The sequence below is a fragment of the Paenibacillus agaridevorans genome (genome assembly GCF_003112455.1).
In the GTDB taxonomy this organism is placed as follows: Bacteria; Bacillota; Bacilli; order Paenibacillales; family Paenibacillaceae; genus Pristimantibacillus; species Pristimantibacillus agaridevorans.
Window position 1 is genome coordinate 14,282 of sequence record NZ_BDQX01000039.1, and the last position, 20,310, is coordinate 34,591.

The 20,310-nt window shown below is 48.2% G+C and carries 16 protein-coding genes; 4 read left to right on the forward strand and 12 right to left on the reverse strand.

Annotation, left to right across the window (positions count from 1 at the left end; genetic code table 11):
* Positions 1 to 86: 86 nt before the first annotated feature.
* The 3 genes from PAT3040_RS03885 to PAT3040_RS03895 form a co-directional block, all read right to left on the reverse strand.
* Complete coding sequence (locus PAT3040_RS03885; RefSeq protein ID WP_108991610.1) at positions 87 to 1,913, reverse strand: cache domain-containing sensor histidine kinase; 1,827 nt, start codon at positions 1,911 to 1,913, stop codon at positions 87 to 89.
* A 15-nt stretch (positions 1,914 to 1,928) separates the two neighbouring features.
* Positions 1,929 to 3,557, reverse strand: coding sequence for a response regulator (locus tag PAT3040_RS03890; protein ID WP_108991611.1), 1,629 nt, complete (start codon positions 3,555 to 3,557; stop codon positions 1,929 to 1,931).
* Between the two features lie 300 nt (positions 3,558 to 3,857).
* Positions 3,858 to 4,865 carry an ABC transporter substrate-binding protein gene (locus PAT3040_RS03895; RefSeq protein WP_108991612.1) on the reverse strand — a complete coding sequence of 336 codons (1,008 nt, stop codon included), beginning with the start codon at positions 4,863 to 4,865 and terminating at the stop codon, positions 3,858 to 3,860.
* Between the two features lie 212 nt (positions 4,866 to 5,077).
* Between PAT3040_RS03895 and PAT3040_RS03900 the strand changes: the two genes are divergently transcribed.
* The 3 genes from PAT3040_RS03900 to PAT3040_RS03910 are packed head-to-tail and all read left to right on the forward strand — an operon-like array spanning position 5,078 to position 7,979.
* Complete coding sequence (locus tag PAT3040_RS03900) at positions 5,078 to 6,085, forward strand: FecCD family ABC transporter permease (protein ID WP_108991613.1); 1,008 nt, start codon at positions 5,078 to 5,080, stop codon at positions 6,083 to 6,085.
* 1 nt (position 6,086) lies between these two features.
* Positions 6,087 to 7,133 carry a FecCD family ABC transporter permease gene (locus tag PAT3040_RS03905; RefSeq protein ID WP_087569638.1) on the forward strand — a complete coding sequence of 349 codons (1,047 nt, stop codon included), beginning with the start codon at positions 6,087 to 6,089 and terminating at the stop codon, positions 7,131 to 7,133.
* A 36-nt stretch (positions 7,134 to 7,169) separates the two neighbouring features.
* Positions 7,170 to 7,979 (forward strand): ABC transporter ATP-binding protein, encoded by an 810-nt coding sequence (locus PAT3040_RS03910; RefSeq protein ID WP_087569639.1) that lies wholly within the window; start codon positions 7,170 to 7,172, stop codon positions 7,977 to 7,979.
* Positions 7,980 to 8,496: 517 nt separating this feature from the next.
* Here the strand turns inward: PAT3040_RS03910 and PAT3040_RS03915 are convergent.
* The 9 genes from PAT3040_RS03915 to PAT3040_RS03955 all read right to left on the reverse strand — a co-directional run bounded on the left by PAT3040_RS03915 (position 8,497) and on the right by PAT3040_RS03955 (position 18,936).
* Complete coding sequence (locus PAT3040_RS03915) at positions 8,497 to 9,690, reverse strand: Gfo/Idh/MocA family protein (RefSeq protein WP_108991614.1); 1,194 nt, start codon at positions 9,688 to 9,690, stop codon at positions 8,497 to 8,499.
* Between the two features lie 4 nt (positions 9,691 to 9,694).
* A complete protein-coding gene (locus tag PAT3040_RS03920) occupies positions 9,695 to 11,092 on the reverse strand; it encodes an L-arabinose isomerase family protein (RefSeq protein ID WP_108991615.1) in 1,398 nt (465 codons plus the stop codon).
* Positions 11,080 to 12,150: an amidohydrolase family protein gene (locus PAT3040_RS03925; protein ID WP_108991616.1), complete on the reverse strand. Its 1,071-nt coding sequence runs from the start codon at positions 12,148 to 12,150 to the stop codon at positions 11,080 to 11,082. The genes PAT3040_RS03920 and PAT3040_RS03925 overlap by 13 nt, the downstream gene beginning before the upstream one ends.
* Positions 12,147 to 13,616, reverse strand: coding sequence for a xylulokinase (locus PAT3040_RS03930; protein ID WP_181376427.1), 1,470 nt, complete (start codon positions 13,614 to 13,616; stop codon positions 12,147 to 12,149). Before PAT3040_RS03930 ends, PAT3040_RS03925 begins: the two co-directional genes overlap by 4 nt.
* 56 nt (positions 13,617 to 13,672) lie before the next feature.
* The gene (locus PAT3040_RS03935) at positions 13,673 to 14,461 is read right to left on the reverse strand and encodes a DeoR/GlpR family DNA-binding transcription regulator (protein WP_087569650.1); all 789 of its coding nucleotides are present in this window, start codon (positions 14,459 to 14,461) and stop codon (positions 13,673 to 13,675) included.
* A gap of 38 nt (positions 14,462 to 14,499) precedes the next feature.
* On the reverse strand, positions 14,500 to 16,062 hold the full coding sequence (locus PAT3040_RS03940) for an aminotransferase class III-fold pyridoxal phosphate-dependent enzyme (RefSeq protein WP_108991618.1): 1,563 nt from the start codon (positions 16,060 to 16,062) through the stop codon (positions 14,500 to 14,502).
* Between the two features lie 664 nt (positions 16,063 to 16,726).
* On the reverse strand, positions 16,727 to 17,221 hold the full coding sequence (locus PAT3040_RS03945; protein ID WP_108991619.1) for an SMI1/KNR4 family protein: 495 nt from the start codon (positions 17,219 to 17,221) through the stop codon (positions 16,727 to 16,729).
* A gap of 297 nt (positions 17,222 to 17,518) precedes the next feature.
* A complete protein-coding gene (locus tag PAT3040_RS03950) occupies positions 17,519 to 18,397 on the reverse strand; it encodes a M15 family metallopeptidase (RefSeq protein ID WP_108991620.1) in 879 nt (292 codons plus the stop codon).
* Between the two features lie 188 nt (positions 18,398 to 18,585).
* Positions 18,586 to 18,936 carry an S-layer homology domain-containing protein gene (locus PAT3040_RS03955; protein ID WP_087571091.1) on the reverse strand — a complete coding sequence of 117 codons (351 nt, stop codon included), beginning with the start codon at positions 18,934 to 18,936 and terminating at the stop codon, positions 18,586 to 18,588.
* A gap of 298 nt (positions 18,937 to 19,234) precedes the next feature.
* On the opposite strand from PAT3040_RS03955, the gene PAT3040_RS03960 reads away from it, so the two are divergent.
* Positions 19,235 to 20,152, forward strand: a complete 918-nt coding sequence (locus PAT3040_RS03960) for a tRNA dihydrouridine synthase (protein ID WP_108991622.1) — start codon at positions 19,235 to 19,237, stop codon at positions 20,150 to 20,152.
* Positions 20,153 to 20,310: the final 158 nt, after the last annotated feature.

Genomic DNA, 20,310 nt, shown 5'->3' on the forward strand with positions numbered 1-20,310 from the left:
TTATCATTGCCAGCTTTTATTGTAAGCGCTGCCGAGTTATAAACCGATGATCTCTTCTAAGAAAACTGTGTACTATCCTCCGCAACTTAAGTAGTATGAAACTTACTTACCTGGACCGGTTTCTCCTTTCCTTGTTGTGTATAAACAAGCTGCTCCAGCTCTTCCAGCTTATATAGCTTAGGGAGACGGATAATAGCCCTTAAGCCCCCTTCTTCGCGCAGCTCATAAAAAAGTCCGTAAGACGGTCCGAATCTCAGCTGTATACGTTTATTTACATTGCGAATGCCAAAACCCTGATCCGCATCCGCCTTGCTTGATAGATTACTTTCCAATTTTTTTAAATCTACAGGCCGAAAGCCGTTGTCCTCTACTAAAATCCGCACCTCATCCGCCGCCTCTTTAATCCGAACGTAAACTTCCCCTTCTCCATCCATTTTTCCTACGCCATGCAAAATACTGTTTTCCACCAGCGGCTGAATAATGACTTTAGGCAGCAAACAATGTTCGACAGCAGAATCAACCACAATGCTAAATTGAAAAGAATGGTCGTATCTTTTCTCTTGCAAATGCAAATAGGCCTCCACATGCTCGCGTTCCTCGCGAACATGAATCAACTCCTTGCCGCGGCTTAATCCAATCCGCAATACGGTAGACAGATCCCTCACCATCTCCGCTACCTCGGGCACACCGCCCCGGATGCCGTACCAGTAGACGGAATCCAATGTGTTGTACAGCAAATGCGGCGTTATCTGAGAATGCAGCAGAATCAATTCCGACTCCTTTTGCTTAATTTCCATTACATATTTTTCTTGCACCAATTGATTCAAGCGTTCCGTCATCGCGTAGAAGGAGTTGTAGAACACGCCAATTTCATCCTTGCGTTCCCCTTCCTTGAACCGATCCATTTGTTGACCTGGCTCATACATGCGAGTGAAAGTGGCAAGCCGTGCCATTGGACGAATAATCGATTTGCCGAAATATAATAAACACAGCAAAATAAACGCAAAATAGCATAGCGCCGTAATTTTAATAATATCTTGCATCGCCGTATGAGCCCCCAGTACCGCCTTTAACGGAATTTCATATACAAGACGATTCAAATAAAGCGGGCTATCGTGATAAACATACATATGACTATTAGTGATCCATACATGGGGCAACAGTTCCTCCCCCTGTTCAGGCAGCACAAAACTGCGGAATTCCGAATGCCCTCCCGCCAGCACCACTCCATTGTGATCAACAAGAAATTTCCTGGAGTTCTTTGGCAAATTAATACCATTAAGCGCCTCTTGAATCACCGTCTCCATTCCTGTGGCTGCAATAACATTTTTGGGTTTCCCGCTGGCGGTTAAGTCTGACACAGCCCTTAAATAAGCAAGGGTTTGCTGAGACGTAATCGTAAAGCCTAATTGCTCAATCGGCCTGATAATGCCAATCCCACCGGCAGCCAAAGCATCCGTCAGCCCGTCCTTCCCTTCTTCATGATCCAGGAAAAACACACCCGAATCGGATATGTCGGTCGGAGGAGCAAAATAATAATCTGCTACGTTTTGCTCTAACAGAAACAAGGAATACTGCTCCTTGGATGAATACTCCGCCAGCAGCTTCTCTGTAGCTACATATTGCTTGACCCGCTGTTCCTCTGGGATAGTAAGAGGTTTATTCCATTGTTGAATCAAATTGGAACTCATCAATTTTACGGTATTCTGATCGATGGCATCCATTACTCGATCAATCGTCGCATGATTTTGTTTGTTGAGCTCCGACAACGCTTTACCGACCTGCTGCTTAATCGCCAAAGCTGCCTGATTGGAGGCGGCCCAAAAAATAATTAATGCTGGAACAAATATGAATACGACGACGAATAAGATCCCCTTCTTCATCAGATTCATCGTTTTGATTTTACCAAGCATGATTTAACACCTCATTTATCCGCGAATGGCATTTGGAGTTTCTCCATAATAACGTTTGAATACCCGGCTGAAATGCTCCGGCGATTCATAACCAACCTCATCTGCAATTTCATATCTCTTCTTCGTCGTATTAAGCAACAAATGTTTGGCCTCTTCCATTCGCATACTCGTCACATACTCCCAAACCGTCTCATTGGAAATTCGTTTGAACAAATAGCTCAAATAGTTTGGACTTAAATAGACATGGTCGGCAATATCCTGTATTTTCAACTCTTTATTCCGAAACTCCGCTCGGATAAAAGCGATCGTTCGCTGTACAATCGCGCGATCATGATCAATCATGGAGGAATAAATCAACTCTGTGCATTCCAATAGAAACGCCGATAAGCTCTGCTTCATACTATTGCTCTGCAAAGGGAATTGGAAGTAATGAATAGGATCAAGCGCCTTGTAGCGATCCCCCACTGTTTCTTTCATCTCAAGCACTACGCCATACGCTCGATAGGCAATACTTAACAGAATGCCGGCTGTCGTATCCTCCTGTTCAAACACAGGGGAAATATCGGCAACAAAGCTGCCGACCACATGCTCTAGCTGCTCCAGATGTCTGCCTGTTTTAATCTTGTCCATTAAATGATCCGTTTTTTGCTGCCAATTCACTTTTAGCGTTGCTTCCCTTGATTGATAATCTTCTGCGAAAAAGATTGTCTGCGTCTCGTATAACCCATGCCATCTCGTAGCCTCGGAGGCTTGGCGATATAGATCAGGGAGCGCTTGCAATCCTAATTTCATCGGACTAATCCCTACAATTGCATCCATGTACAAATATTGTTTGATATGTTGAACCATCATTTTGGCCATCAAGTTCAACTTGGAAATACTCTCCGCTTTGTTCTGTTCGTAGTGTTCCAAATCCAGTTGCAGGATGGTAACGATCTTATGCCCTTGACTATAAAATGAGATCGTTTCCCATTCTTTTAACGTCTCCTCCATGATGTTGACGGTCGCATACTTCAGCAAATTGCGGTCGCGCAGCAGTAGGATCGATTCTCCGCCAATACCCGCCCGGTCCCACTGCAGCTCTGTTACAAAAACGGAGAAATAAGGACCGTTCAACGTAACGCCGATTTGCTCGAATATATAACGGTAATCATCCGCGTGCTCTAGCGAACCGGAAATCATCTCATTTAAAATATAGGTGCGGAGCGACGACATGCCGGTCATCGAAAACTTTAGCTTAAGCGAATCCTCCAGATGCAGCTTATACTTCTCCGAGCGTCTCGTTAATTCCCGTCCCACAATAGTAATCAATTGACTAAGCAAAACCGGTTTAATCAAATAATCGCGCGCTCCAAGCCGAATACATTTCTGGGCATAATCAAATTCATCATGTGCGGAAATGACTACGACAGGCACGCCCGGTTTTTCTGACAAAATAGATTCCATGAGCTCGATGCCGTTCATGCCATCCATTTGTATATCCGTCAGCACCAAGTCCACGTTTTCCATGCGTAAATAATCCAGTGCCTCATAGCCATTCGATGCCGTCAGCACTTGAGCTAGGGGCAGGTCTGACTGCTCCAGAAATTGTTTAATCCCTTGACAAACAATCGCTTCATCATCTACAACCAGTACAGTATGCATTGTGATTCCCCCTCAGGACTTCATTTCGACAAGTTCCTACAACATCCTTCTCATGCCGAAAAGAAATGCGCTAGACTGATCCTTTCAGCTATACGATCTCGTCAGCCAACCTGGTTTCTGCCGTCTGTTCCGGGATTTGCCTTCAAGCCCTCCGCACGCATCCTTTCGGATTACGCACTGCCTCTCGGCTATGCACTTCCGCCACCTGCGGTGTACTCTGGACTTCCACCCGTTAGTCGTTGCGCTGCCAAGCGCACAAAAAAAAGCCAGGCAATCGCCCGGCTGTTTCATGTGATGGGATTATTTAATGTCGTAGATGGCGAAAATTTCATCGAGCATGAGATTGGCTGCAATCACGCCGCCAGCCGTGTTCCAGATCGCATCGTCTACGCGAATAGCATTTCCGTTTTTCACGACTTCGAGACTTTGCCAAAGTGGATCCTTCATCATTTCATTTTCCATTTCCGTGCCTTTGCCGTCGCCTGTCTCATAGGTGAAGTAGAACAACATGTCAGCATCTACCTCAGGCAAACGTTCCTTCGTGATTTCCTCGACGAACGTATCTTTATACTTCTGACCGTCAGGTCGTGTAATGCCAAGCTTCGAGAACGCGATCCCCGTAAAGGTATCCTCCAAATAGATACGCGTTTTTCCTGCCATGAAACGTACTACGGACACTTTTTTGTTTAATTTGTCTCCTGCTTTATTCTTAAAGTCGGCAGCTCTCGCATCATACTCCGCGATAATCTGATCGCCTTCCGTTTTTTTGCCAAGTGCGTCCGCGTACAACTTAAAATTATCCTGCCAAGCACCACGAAGCGTCTCGGAAAACACGGTCGGTGCGATCGCGTTCAGTTGATCGTACACTTTCTCTTGACGCAGCTTGTTGCCGATGATCAGATCAGGCTGGAGACTTGCGATCAATTCCATGTTTGGCTGGCTTTCTTCCCCTACTTCAGTTACACCTTCCATATCCGCTTTGATATGCTCATACCACGGATCTCCCGTCCAAGATTTCACGGCGCCTACCGGCTTTACGCCTAAAGCGAGAAGCGCTTCGGTACCTTCATTGGTCAATACGACTACACGAACGGGATTTCCTTTAATCGGCGTGTCGCCCATAGCATGAGTAACAACTCTTTCTTCGTTCGTATTGGCTGTACCATTACCATTGCTATTGGCGCTAGAATTATTTTCCTTGTTGCTATTGTTAGAACCGGATTGCCCGCAGCCCGAAACCACTAACATGAGCGCCATCATCAGCGCCGTAGTTGTCCAGGTAAGTTTCTTCATTAGACCATGTTTCATTGTTGTTTCTCTCCCTATGCTGAAAATCATTCTCACTATCATCCAAACGAAACTATACCAGCATATCCAAACGAAGTCAATCAAAAAATGATAATGATTTTCAAACTCGTTGACACGTTCATTCTCTTCCCTTAAAATAATTGGGTAGCTTTTTCACTCTTTTTATACAGGACATATCCCACTTTGGAATAGCGACAAGGAAAGAGGACAAGATGAAGACATTATTAGAAACAAGCTCTCAGAAGGCAGTTGGTCTATTCGTTGGGCTGCTTCTTTTTGCCGTGGGCATCGTCAGCAGCATCGTATTTGGAGTGGCTGACATCAGTTGGCGCACAATCTGGGATTCTTACGTAAGATTCGACGGTTCGCAAGAACATCTTATCATCCAAACCGCAAGGATGCCTCGCGCGCTGATTGCCGCGGCTGCGGGAGCGAGCCTGGCCGTCGCCGGTTCGTTGATGCAGGGGATCACGAGAAACCAGCTCGCCTCGCCAAGCTTATTCGGCATCAATGCGGGGGCTGCGTTTTTTATCGTTACGGGGTCTGCATTTTTCGGAGTTAGCGGTTTATCCGCATTCGCAACGCTCGCATTCGTCGGCGCGGCTTTTACTGCCACGCTTGTGTATACCCTTGGTTCTATCGGCAATGACGGCTTGACGCCGCTTAAGGTTACTTTGGCTGGCGCCGCGTTGACCGCATTTTTTTCCTCTCTATCCTTGGGCGTTCTTTTGACGAGCGGACAGACCTTCGATCAAGTGCTTTATTGGTTCGTAGGTTCGGTCGCCGGACGGGATCTTAATATCTTCACGGCCGCGGCTCCATATATCGGAATCGCATTGGTCGGCGCGTTCCTATTAGCCAGACACATGAACGTATTGACGCTGGGAGAGGACGTGGCAGTCGGACTCGGACAGAAAACGATCTACATCAAGTTGGCTGCCGGCGTCATCATTGTGCTGCTAGCTGGCGGATCGGTATCCATGGCCGGTCCGATCGCGTTCGTTGGCATTATCGTGCCCCACTTAATGCGCTATTTGGTTGGTTTAGACTACCGCTGGGTCATTCCGTATTGTGCCGTATACGGAGCCATCCTGCTTTTGGCGGCCGATGTCGGCTCCAGGTACATTTCGTTTCCGAAGGAAGTCCCCGTGGGCATTATGACGGCCGTCATTGGCGTTCCTTTCTTCGTCTTTATCGCAAGAAGAGGAGGACGTTCTTAAAATGAGCAAACTTGTCACGATTAGAAACCGTATGTTTTCCTTCCAGCTCGAGCGCCGTACGGTCATGGTGATCCTCATGCTCCTCCTTGCCAACCTCGCGGCCATCGTCGTATGCGTCGGGCTGGGCAGCAAGACGATCAGCCCCGCCAACGTCATTCGTATATTGTTTGGAACCTTGGATTCGCCCGACACCATGATCATCGAATCGCTTCGGATGCCTCGCGTCATTATTGCCGTAATGGTCGGCTCCGCTCTCGCGGTATCCGGCGCCTTGCTTCAAGGGATTGTGAGAAATCCGCTGACTTCTCCGGATATTATCGGCATTTCGGGCGGGGCTTCCTTGGGAACCGTCATCTTTATCCTGTACTTCTCGCATGTCAGCATTCGCTATATGCCTCTGAGCGCGATACTCGGAGCGTTTGCCGCGGCTTTTTTGATCTACTTATTTGCTTACCGTAAAGGCGTGACCCCGTTAAGGCTCGTCCTCATCGGCATCGGGATGGCTACCGCGATAACGGCAGTTACGTACATGCTAATCCTGACATCGTCGTTCACGCCTACGGCAGTTGCAGTAAAGGCGTTTACCTTTATGACCGGCAGCATATACGGCGTCTCTTGGGTAAGAGACGTTTACACGTTGCTGCCTTGGATCGTTGTGCTGTTCCCGGTCGCGATCCTGTACGCTCGCCACCTTAACGTACAGGAGCTTGGCGATGAAGTCGCTACAAGCGTAGGAAGCTCCGTTCAGATCAAACGGACAATTTTGCTCGTCATCAGCGTCGCGCTGGCAGGTGCGGCCGTTTCTATCGGCGGAGCAATTAACTTCATTGGCTTAATGGCCCCGCATATCGCCCGCAAGCTTGTAGGTCCTTCGTACGGAGGCGTCATCCCGGTGTCTGGGCTTATCGGTTCTTTAGTACTGCTGTTGTCCGATCTCGTCGCAAGGATTGCTTTTTTGCCGCTGGATATTCCCGCTGGCGTGTTTACGGCCGCGATCGGAGCGCCGTTCTTCATCTACTTGTTGTACCGACATCGCAACGGCTCCTAGCCGTTGCCGCATTCCATTACAAAAGGAGCCGTTCCCATGTCCTCCATTCAAGCGAAAAACTTGACGTTATCGTACGGGCAAAAAGAAATTTTCAATCAACTGGACTTGCTTGTGCCATCGGGACAAATTACCGTGTTGATCGGCAGCAATGGCTGCGGCAAATCGACGTTGCTTCGGTCCCTGGCCCGCCTGCTAAAACCGCAAGAAGGGTCTATCCTGCTCGACGGAACCGAAATCGCCAAACTTTCGAGCAAAGAAATTGCCAGACGGCTCGCTATATTGCCTCAAGGTCCGCTTGCCCCGGAAGGATTAACCGTTCACCAGCTCGTCAAACAAGGACGCTACCCGTATCAAAGCTGGCTGCAGCAATGGACGCGCGAAGACGAGAGAATGGTTAACCGGGCGCTTGAAGTTACTCATATGAAGGAGTTATCCTCGCTTTCGATCGATTCGCTGTCCGGAGGTCAACGCCAGCGCGCCTGGATCGCGATGACCCTGGCACAGAATACGCCAACCATTTTGCTGGATGAGCCAACCACTTATCTGGATATGTCCCATCAGATCGAAATCCTTGATTTGCTGTTCGACCTGAACGGTCAGGAAAAACGGACCATCGTCATGGTCCTTCATGATATCAATCTAGCCTGCCGTTATGCGGACCACATCGTGGCCGTAAAAGACGGGCATATACATGCCCAAGGCAAGCCTGAGGTTATTATGACCGAACAACTGATACGCGAAGTGTTCGGCATGGCATGCCAAATGACGGTCGATCCCATCTTCGGGACGCCGCTGTGCATTCCTCATGGCAAAGGTCGAAGCCTTAAAGATTCGCACTCTAAATAAATGCCGCTAGTTCCATACAAAAAGAGCCGTCTGAGAAGTGAGCTTTTAAGGTAGCCCCGTTGTCCTTATGGTTCGATTATATTGGTAGGCTTGTATACAAAATTCACCAAACAGGCCTGCACCTGGCCAAACGGCTATCCAAAAAATCAGTGAAAACGGAATGCTGGACGCCTCGTTTATTGGTTGAATGTTAATTGGCAGGCATCCACCTCTCCACTTTCCTGAAAAAGCAGGTAGACAAAAAAGTTGGACGGAAGTTTTCCGCCCAACTTTTTATTTTTGAGACTTATTGGACAGCCCCTTGTTTATGGTGAGAGAGTTGACGCTTACAGCTCAAATGTCCTAATCTTGGAGCAGTCATTTGTCAAACAATCACACTGCAAACCCGCCTCGGGTGATAAAAAACTACCTCCTTGGATTTAGGAAGTAGTCCTCAGCCAGTGCTGCAATTTTGCCACTCTTTCTATTTTATAGCCATATGCATGGCCGCGACGCCGCCACTATAGCTTTTTACATCTTATCTTCCTTCGATCTTTAGCTTCTTGAAGTCGACGAAAGGAACGGTCTTGCCGCCCGCAGCGACGGACTCTACCGACAGCGGGAATATCGAGCTCCAAACAACCGCATCATACACGTCAATAGCGGGTTTTCTCTCTTCCAGAATCGCCGTAGCGAATTCCTCCAGCACCAGGAAATCGCCGCCGCCATGACCGGTTTTCTCCGCCGCTTCCCTCCAACGCCTCCACACGGGATGCTCCCACTGATCTTCATGCCGCCACAGCGATTCCCACTCTGGATGAGCGGCCTCGGATGCGCCTTCCAACCAAATCAACGGCTCTTCTCGCTCATGTCTTCCCGACAAATAGGCGCCGGAAGTTCCTTGCAGCGAATAATGCGTCATGTTGTGCGGACGCGCGGATTGAACGTCGTATTTCAAGGTGATGAGTACGCCCTTCTTCGTGCGCAGCAACGTGACGGTCGAATCGCCCAGCCCCCAATATTGCGGGTTGGAGCCGGGATGCTTGTCGCCGAAATGTTCGTGGAAATACTTGGCGGTCGAACGGCTTTTGGACACGAAAGTGGTCAGGCTCTCCAGCTCATCCCCGCCCTCTCGGCCGATTCCGAGCCACTTCGCGATCGGTCCGATAGAGTGCGTCGGATACGTACAGCCGTTGTAGTCCCGAAACAGATTCCCTCGCCAAGTCAAGCTGCCGTCGGAGTCATGAAGCAGCTCGCGGACGTCGTGGATGTAGCCGCATTCCGCGGACGTAATTTCCCCAAACACCCCGTGTTCCGCCATATGACCGACCATCATGTTCGGCCGCATGTAGCAGTAGTTTTCTGCCATCATGTACGTGAGACCTGTTTGCCGAACCGTTTCGATCAGCTCCCAGTTGTCCTCAATGGACGTAGAAGCGATAACTTCGCTAATGACATGCTTGCCGGCACGCAGCGCAGCTATCGCCTGCTGGGCATGGTAAAACAGCGGAGTGGCAAGAAATACGGCATCCACTGACGCGTCTTCCAAGAGCTTCTCGTAATCGTCGTAAGCTCGTACGCCTGGATACTCGGCCTTCCACTTATTTAATACGACTTCGTTCTTGTCGCATACGGCGACCAGCTGCACTTTATCCGTCAACGCGTTCAGCGCTTCTTTAAAATGCGCTCCCCTTCTCCCGCCAACAACAGCCAATTTCACGCATTTAATCATGTCTTTAGGTCTCCTTTATAGTGACGGTATTCCAGCCCATAATCGCTCCAAAACGTTCCAATACTCGGATCGCGTCGCCATACACAACTATGCCGTGATGCGTACCCCCAAGCTCGCTATATGCGGTCAGGAAATCAGCGACCGGAATGACGGGTCGGAACCATCCTCGAATGGTATCCCTCATTCTATCTTCGCCATCTCCCTCCACCATCTCCACCGGCGACAGGAGCAACGAATAGGATTTGTTTCGTCCGGGGGCCAGATTGACGTAGACCGCTTGTCCGCCGCGAAATTTGCCGTATGCGACGACGGGATTGCCGGCATCCGTAAACGGAAAGTCTTTTTCCATAAGATCGGGCTTTCCCGCAGCGACGCGTAAATTCATTTCGCCCATATGGCTCAGGAAAATCAGGTTGTTTTTCCAATCCGGGCAGAACATTTCAGCGAATGAAGTGTCCGGATAAACGGACAACAGCGCCCCGACCAGCGCGGCCGTCAGCAAGTCTCCTTCTCCCGCATATCCGATGCCTCGTTCCATCGCTTTGCTCGCTTCTAAAAACGGCATGCATGGCAGCGCCGACGCCCGGGTCACTTCTAGGAAGTTGGCGGTGAAAGCCGTCAACTCGTTACGCTCTATCCAGTCTCTGACCGCAAGATCCGCTTTTGTTGATTGCCGATGGGTTTCCCGGTCGAACTTTCCAGCGTGAAAACGCATCGCGTTCGATTCCATCTCCCGGTCTACCCGTTCCTCCGATACCGGGCCGAAAACGTTATCGGAATCAAGAGGATCCACGAAAATCGCGTCGATTCCAATCGCACTACGCAATTCGTCCGCCGGCACTCGGAAGTCCCCCATACCGTCAAACGATTTTCCGATCGAGCCCACTTTGGCGTTCCTTAGCTTTTTCGCGATTTTCGCGGCTTTTGCGTTGTCCGCGACCCGATCCAGAACATCGGATTCCGACCAATGGCCGGCTTCGATCCTAAAGTTCTTTCCATTGCGGACGAGCAGATTGCACATATCTTGTACGCCATGAATGCCATGGTTATATAGAATTTCGTCCGGATGCTGAGAAGGACCGAAATCGTAGGTCGGCGTAGTATCCAGTACAATCAATGGAAGCTTCGTAGCTGCCAAAACGTCGGCGGATTCAAGAGAAGGCGAATAGGCCAAATGCAAGGTAACGATAGCGTCTACATCTGCTTGCTCGAAGGCTCGAACCGCCTCCGCGAATTCCGGGCTGATCCTGCACGCCTTCGCTTGTTCGACTTCCAATCCCCTTTTCTCCAGTTCCCCGGCAATCGTATGGTAAAATGCATCAACCCGTTCTCTTGCTTCCGGCCAGATGTCGTCATAGAGCTTGACGTATAACGGCAGCAGTCCGATTTTCAGCTTGTCCATTTGCGTAGCTCCTTCTCTGTGTTATCGATGAGGGATCGAGCGTTGCAATAGAAGATATCCTCAATGTCGGATTTGCTTAAACCTTCGGCTGTAGCGGCTGCGCGGAAAGCTTCGATCTCCTCGTACATGAAGAACGTCAGGGAATCCGCCTCGGGTCCTTCGACTTCACGCATATGCGAATCCCCCGACACGTCCCCGTACATCCCTCTCGGAATCAAATTCACGTAATTGCCGTTTTCGCATATCCGTCTCGTTCGCATACGCAAGATCGGCAAATCGCTTCCGAACACGATTCGCTTCGGTCCGACCGCACGAATCAGCTGCCGGAACACATCGGCGTTCGTATTCGCGCTGAAGTCGAATACCATATTTCGCGTTTCCGCCAAAATATCGAAGGCATCGCCCACATCCTCCGGGCAATATGCTCTTCCCACATGGGCAATGATGAGCTTCAACGACGGATAGTTGCGTTCGATCTCCAGCATTTGCGCCAAGTTCACAGGGTCCTTCAACCGGCCGTCCCGCGGGATATGCAGCATGGCCATCCAGCCATGCCGATCCAGCACTTCCAACTGATGCCGCGGCAGAAAATCGTAGATCCGGATTTCCTTCTCCGGGATATAGGGGGCGGCGAAATTCAAATACACCTTGCATCCTAGAAAACCGCCGCGTTTGATTCCTTCTTCGAATTCGGAAGCGCTCTGCTCCGGTTTCGCGACCATCAACGACGGCAAGCGATGCCGTTCTGCGCAACTCCTGACATATTCGTTCCCCGCGGCGATGTCGTAGTTCATGCTGACTTGGGAGAAGAGGAGCGGAATCACCTCTTTGCCGGGAAACATCAGCCGGTAAGTCTCGAACAAGTCCTCGATCGAATTGTCCTTCGCGACGAGGGACGGCCATGTTACCGCTCTCACGGGCGTAGAGGAGGATGGTTTGCGGATGCTGTCCAACCATACATGCGTATGAATATCGATCATCTTGTCAGGCAAAAAATCTTTCAGCTTTTGCTCGTAGAACTTTTTGTCGACATCCTTGACTTCAAACAACTCGTTCATTTCGCATCACTCCCCAAGGTCGTATACTTGTTCAAAAATTGCCTGTATCGTGTCTCGTAGATCGTTGCCGTACTCGGGTCCGGCTTCCGGATCAGCTCGGGAAAAACCAATTGCTTTAGAGCATCCTGCTCATCCTCATACAGCCCCACGCCTATTCCTGCCACCATGGCGGCTCCAACGGCGCCCGCGCAGGAACCATTGACGGTACGGATGTCCAGACCAAGCACGTCGGCGACGATTTGCGGCCATGGAAACGTCTCGGACGGCCCCCCTACCAAAGTCACGGATGAAAAGCAGGTACCGGCCGCTTCGAGTTTGTCGATTTTCTCCTTCAAGAGAAACACGGTGCCTTCCATAATCGCTCTCGCGATATCCGCTTTGTCAGCCTGCGCAAGATCGTCGGAGATCTCCTCCGCGCTCGGGTCGATGATGAGGCCGCCCGCCCCGGGCCCGGCGGATACAGCCAGCCGGTCGAATTCACGGTAACGATCGGGACCGTCGGAAATATACTTGCGGATATAGGCATCTACCGAACTTGCAATCGCTGGAAGAGAAAACATAGCGCCCCATGGTCCCGCCGGTTGAAGAAAAGGATCCGTCAACATCCGCAGCGAGACGGATCGGTATCTGTCTTTTATCGGCATAAAGCCAACCCAGGAAGTGCCGCAAGAAATGAGCAATTGTCCCTCGTCGAGAATGCCGGACCCTCTTGCCGCGCAAGGATGGTCGAAAGCGCCGAGCACGACCGGCGTTCCTCGTACTAGTCCCGTATCGGCCGAGGCTTCCGAGGTGATGCGGCCGATCATATCGCCCGTGGAACGGATCGGGGGCAGTTTGCTCTCCGGTATGCCTAACTTTTGCAAATAGGGCGAATGCCACTGCGCCGACTTCTGATCCTGCAAATAAAAAGTGGTGGCGGTCGAGCGATCGATACTCCATTTCCCCGTCAATTTGAAATGGAGATAATCCGTGCTCATGCAGATGATGGACGATGTCTCCAAAAGCTTCGGCGCATGGCACTTCAACCAGGCGAGATGGGCAAGCGGAAAAGATTCCAGCAACGGCCAGCCTGTCGTTTCGTGCACTTCATCCGGATTGAGCTTTCCGAACACCGTCTTCATTTCATCGCGAACGCGCTGATCCATCCAACTGAATGCCGGAATCATAGGTTCGCCCTGTTCGTCCACAAGCACGGTGTTCCCGCTGGCCGAAGCGATGCTGAGCCCGACGATGGAGCCTCCTCGCGGCAAAGCGCCCGCCAGTCTGCGGATGACGCCAACGGTCAATCGGTACAACTGGCGGACGTCGAATTGAACCCCGCCACCATCGATCCTCTGATAGGCCGTCTCGCTTTTTTCACGGGATGTTATTGAACCTTTGGCCGACATCAACACGCCTTTGACGGCAGATGTTCCAATGTCGAGTCCGATCAAATAGGTATGCTCTTGATTCGTTTCTCCTGACATCGCGATTACCCTTTCTCTTAAGGAGGCTCGGCCCGATTGCAACATTTTCCGCACAACTAGACTAGTCTTACTTCAACGCCCTTTTCCCTGATCGCTTCGATATCGTCTTTGTTGGCGTTTGGATTGGAGATGAGACAATCGATTTTTTCGATGTCTTCTATTCGCGCGAAATTGGCGCGGCCGATTTTCGTATAGTCGGCTACGAGAATTCTTTTGTCCACGAGCGCGATCATTCTCCGATTCAGCTCCGCTTCCAGGTGATGATAGGTCGTCACCCCGAATTCGGAGCTTACGCCATCCGATGAAAGAATAAGCTTATCCGCTTTATATCTGTTCAACTGGTTAATGGCGTCATCGCCGGCAATAAACCCGTACTGCAAATTGATGGTGCCCCCAAGCAATACAACTACATCTATGTTGCGATTGAAGCCGGCTTCATGCGCTACAGGCAGCGAGTTCGTAATCACAATCAGATTTTTATGATTTTTTAATTCCCTCATGACATAGAGAGGAGTAGTTCCCGAACCAATAATCACCGTATCTCCGTCCGAAATCATGGAAGCCGCTTCGACCGCGATCCTTCTTTTTTCTTCTCCGTTCGTTTCCGTTCGGTCATGAAACGTCATATTGTAATAGTTTTTATAATTGCTGATCGCGCCGCCATGAACGCGCTGCAGCAGCCCCTGCTCTTCAAGTCCGTCCAGATCGCCGCGGATCGTCACTTCCGAGGTGCCGAACAGCTTGCTTAAATCCGTCACCTTTACCTTGCCCTCGCGTTGAAGCAATTCCAAAATTCGTTTTCTTCTCTCTTCGATGTCGATATCCTTCATAACGGGTTCGTTCATGAATACCCCTCCATGTTAATCAACTTGCGATACAACGATCAGCCAAGTTCAAGTTCCTTCGCCCCAATCGTTTGCAGCGCGTCGTCCATGATCTTCACCACGTAATCTATCATTTCTTTGGTGGCAATGATCGGCGGTTTCGTAAGCGCGGCCGGAGGACAGCTGGCTTTGTACGTTTGGGCGCTGATGTCGATGCACGCATGATTAAGCATACCCGTAAATCGCGATACCGTCTGCGCTTCATAGAATAATAAAGTTGAAAGATGCCCCAATCCTTCCGTTCTTTCAATAAGAGTCGGATAACGGGACGCTAATTCCCGAAGCTTATCTTCATAGTATTCGCCCATTTCGCGAATAAAGGATTCATTTTCTTCCGTGAACTTCATCGTAATCAAATAAGCCAATGCCGCTAGCTCTTCCTGACCGTTCGTAACTAATGCGCCGAACTGGTTCAGGGTGTCCATCTCGGCTGTCGTAATGATCCGGGAAGCCGGATACTGGCCGCCCGGGAAGCCTTTCCCGATCACGACAAAGTCGGGATTCAATCCATACTCGCGGAACAAATAGATAGTCGGATACCACATGCAGGATTGAATTTCGTCGCACAAGATCGGAATATCGTTGTCGTGGCATAATGCATACGCCTTGTGCAAGTAATCCCGCTCAAGCTTGATCCCCCCGTAATTCATCAATATAATTTCGTGCAAAAATCCGGCAACCTTATAAGGCGGCTTATTGTAGCGCTCGAATTTCTCCCGAAAATCATCCCAATCGTTGATTCTTACCGGACAAACCTTCAAAACTCCCGCTTCTTCCAGCTTCTCGTACAGGCCGGGCCACATATCGCGCATCAATTGGGCAAAAATCGTCGTTCCATGATAGTTCGCTTTCGTGCCGCCGTCATGGTCCGCCATAACGAAAAACACCGGCGTCCGCCCCTCGTACTTCGGCTGGGGAAATGTCGAGTCTAGTCGATAAAACCTCGCGAGCATCATTTTGATGCCGGCTTCGCAGGCCAACGACCCGGTTTCCAAGTTGATGACGCGATTTAACACATGCGACTCGCGAGAAGCCAGTATAGCCTCCAGTCCATCCGTCTCTTCCGGTCTTAGGCCGTTGATCGTCCTGACGAGCTCTCTTTCGAGCAAACGCGTTATGTATCCCCGTGTATTGTTATGGGACGCATTTGTTATTCCGAGAGCCCTTGCGAGATCGATCAGCTTGTAGCCTGGGAAATTATGACCGAGCGGCGTATGGTAGTGCTCACTCTTGGCCGCCAAGTATAATCTGCCGTCCTCGCCCAGTCGAACATAACCTAATCCTCCTATGGGACTGGCTTTCGTATTACTTGCGTTTTTGAAAGCATCCGTCGGAGCCCCGGAGAGCGCTTTCTTTAGCTCTGAAACAAACGGCTTTCCTATGTTTCCCAACAAACCATCCATTTTGCTAACGTATGAGTCAGGCAAAAACTCGATTTCCTCCGACGCGAGTCGTTCGGCCTCCTCCTTGTCAAGGTCCATCAGAGAGATTGCAGCGGAGATCACGGCATTCATATATTGATTTCCTAGCAATTGGGATAGAGACATTTTTACAGAATTCAATAGCTCCACCTCGCTTTCTAGCTGCTTATGTTTCTTTATTGTTTCGTTTTTATTTTATTTAAGTTTCGTTTTATTGTCAAGTTTATTTCTTTATCTGACATTCCGCAACCTTTCTGCTTATACCCGCAAAAGGATCCTGACCGCCCGCTATTGAATTCCACAAAAAAAGGGGACTGTCCGAGAAGTGAACTTTTAAGGTAGCCCCGTTGTCTTTATGGCCCGATTATATGGGTAGGGTTGTATACAAAATTCACCAAACTGGCCTGCACCTGGCCAAACGTGTATGAAAAATCATACACAATTCACCAAATAGGCCTGCACCTGGCCAAACGTGTATGAAAAATCATACACAATACACCAAACTAGCCTGCACATAGCCAATCGTGTATGAAAAATCATACACAATCCACCAAATAGGCCTGCACCTGGCCAAACGTGTATGAAAAATCATACACAATCCATTAAATAGGTCTGCACCTGGCCAAATGGTTATCCAATAAATCAGTGAAAACGGAATGCTGGATGCTCGTTTTGGTTAAATGTTAAGTGGCAGGCATCCAATTGCCCTTTTCTTATCCTCTCTATGTCGACAGCCTTTAATCAAACGAAATTAAAATAGACCGCTCACCCAACACAGGCAGCGGTCTAACACAATTATTTATGATTACAACTGTATTGAATTTGCCATAATCAATTCAAAAAACTCATCAAGAGAATTTGCTACCTTTTCAACTTCTTCGAATTCGGGCTCATAGCCACGTACAATAGCACCTTTTTCATTTGTTAAATCAATCGCATAGAAGGAATACCCACCATTAACTGACATAACGATTGGCAAGTAGTTATCCCACCACGCCGTTATTTCTGATTTCAAACGATCATCATCCATTGCTGCTTCTAAACTGAGCAATTCGTATTCATTCCATTTAAATTCAGTATTCGAGCTATTATTGAACTCGTCCTCACAAATAAACCAAGTCATTTCATCTGGTGTAATACATTTTTTAACCATACTTAAAAAATCTAAATATTCATTTGGGATTTCATGATATCTGGATAAAATGCTACTATCTAAATTTAATTGAAGCCCAGACTTTTCGGATATATCCCAATCGTTGTCATTAGCCCAAATCATAAATTCGCCAATTTTTCTATTCATATGTATCACCTTCCAATCGTTTTCTAACCGCTTCTGTTTAACGATTCTGGATTCACAAATCCGTATTGATCGGCTACTTTCGAAAACAACCCGACAACGTGAGCCGCGTAATCTTTCTTATTTGAAAACGCCACATCATAACCTCCATCCCCCTGGTTGATCAGCTAATTTAGCAATTTCCATATTTATACTTGTTCGATTCAGTTTAATTCAATCTCCATGTCCAGGCAACACCCGCTGGAACGAGAAATTTAGCAGTTCAAGAAACGGATAGAGATGAATCATGATCAACCCCTACTACTTTTCAGAGGAAATGGTCACAATAACTCCCCCCATATTGTCACCTGAAATCTGATAGTTTTTATGGATTGGCACATCAATTGTTGTCTCTGCGGAAATCGGGTAATAGTGGATTTCATAGGTTTCGCCATCTATAGGAACAGCGACCTGTTTTTGCTCTTTCAGGTGAGCCAAATATTCCTCCAGTGAAAAGTTGTGCATCTTGATAATCGCACTATGCGGTAGCCCTACGAAACGATAATGCCAAGGTTCGTATATGGTGCCCGTAATTTCTGTCTTGTCCCTTGGATAACGCAAAATAAATCCGTACCTCCAAGCATTTTTCTCCAGCCATTTCCCCTCGGGTGCAAGCTCCATTTTCATTTCGGTAGACCCGATATCGAGAGCCAGGCCGAAATTGTGTTCGCTGTGGCCCGCGGGCATGGCAACCTCCGAACCCATTTCACTATGGAGCTGCTCCTGTTCTTCCATGCTTCGATATCCGCTGTTGATGATAAAATTGTTTACGTTATCTTTTTGTGCCGCTTGAACCATCTCCATAAATACCCGTCCCACACTCTCCGACACCCGAATAGTGTCATCCAGCAAACGGTATCCCTGTACCAGATCTACATGCTGAGAGAGCTGGACGATATCGGATTCGATCGTTTCTTGCTGAACGGGGTGCTCTTTGTTCACAAGTACCAGATTGCCCTTATAGACCTGATCTTTTGCGATTGTTATGGTTCGTATGGTTCGGTACTCCTCATCCAGAGTTTTTTCTTGTGCCTGATCGTATTCGTTGCCTGACTTCTTCAGCGTACCTTGCGTGTTCTGTTGAATCGCGATATAACCACACAAAAAAAGGATGACAAGTATAAATAAACTCTTTTTCATAGACAGCTTCCTCCTTTTAATTCACAAACTCAGATTAGAGAAAACTATTTAAATAAAAGCAGGGAAAAAAATAAATCTTTTCTAAACGTTTATTTTCGAACAAAAAAAACGCTGCCTTCCATAAGGAGCTTGATGCTCCTTTAGGTTGACAGCGTTTTTAACAGCTATGACTTCAGTTTTTCCTCCGCTTATTTGCTTTTAATCAAATTCCATATCGCTTGCGCTGCTTCTGCACGCAATTTATCGGATTTCGGATCAAATACTTGCTCCGATTTCCCTCTCATCAATCCCGCTTGAATCGCTTTGTCCACCCCGCTTGCTGCCCACGAGGATACATTCGCATGATCAGCATAGCCCTGTAGTTTATCACTTTCAGCATTACTCAACCCATGCTTGTACTCGTAAGCTCTTACGAGCAGCAAGGCCATTTGCTCGCGCGTAATTTCTTGTTCAGGTGCAAACTCATTGGCATTGATGACCTGCACTAAACCTGCTGCATACGCCGCTGCAATTTCTTCTGCAAGCCATACTTTTTCCATTTATTGATCCTCCTGTATCGAACCAAATACGTTAGCAATAGCTGCCCCTTCATTATAAATGAACTCACGCCCTGCAAACAGATGCGTATCCTCCGAATGTCCGTGATCGGCCCAGTCCGTTCACTCACACAATGGATTTTGTGCATCAAACGAAAAAAAATGATACGATGTATGATGGATAACGGACTTTGCTATAGCTAAAGTCGTTTTTATATAGATTGCATAAGGAGAAGATACAGTGAGTAACGCACAAAATTTTTGGCTTGATTTGCCGAAGCCATTTTTTATACTGGCACCCATGGAAGATGTCACGGATGTAGTATTTCGTCACGTCGTTAGCGAAGCTGCAAAACCCGATGTATTTTTTACGGAATTTACAAATACGGAAAGTTATTGTCACCCTGAAGGAAGAGACAGTACTCGTGGCCGGTTAACGTTTACAGAGGATGAGCAACCGATTGTCGCTCATATTTGGGGCAATAAACCCGTGTATTTTAGACAGATGAGCATGGATATGAAAAAACTTGGTTTCCTAGGCATCGATTTAAACATGGGATGCCCGGTGCAAAACGTCGCATCCAATGGAAAAGGCGCCGGATTAATCCAACATCCTGAAGTTGCGGCAGAAATTATTGAGGCAACAAAAGCAGGCGGATTACCGGTAAGCGTTAAAACAAGACTGGGTTACCATGAAATTGACGAGTGGCGCGATTGGTTGGGACATATATTAAAACAAGATATTGCGAACCTTTCCGTTCACCTTCGGACAAAAAAAGAGATGAGTAAAGTAGATGCCCACTGGGAACTCATCCCCGAAATCAAAAAATTACGCGATGAGGTTGCTCCAAATACATTGCTGACCATTAATGGAGATATTCCTGACCGCGCAACAGGATTAAAATTAGTCGAACAATACGGCGTTGATGGCGTCATGATTGGCCGCGGCATTTTCACCAACCCATTTGCATTTGAAAAAGAACCTAAAGAACACAGCGCGAAGGAGTTTCTCCATTTGCTTCTTTTGCAGTTGGATCTTCACGATAAATATTCAAAAGAAAACGAACGACGTCCATTTAAACCGCTTCTTCGCTTTTTCAAAATCTATGTTCGCGGATTTAGAGGCGCAAGCGAACTAAGAAACCAATTAATGGATACCACTTCAACAGATGAAGTTCGCCGTTTAGTAAAACATGTATTGGAGAAAGAGTTGGATTGAGGCATATTTGCCTTTTACGGTCCATCGGCGTTTTTAACGCCTACAGCTGCTCATTCGCCTACTTTTTGGAGCCTTAAGCGTTACTAACGCCTATGGACGTTAATCTGAGTACCTTTCCGGTCCATCGGCGTTTTTAACGCCTACAACGGCTCGTTCGC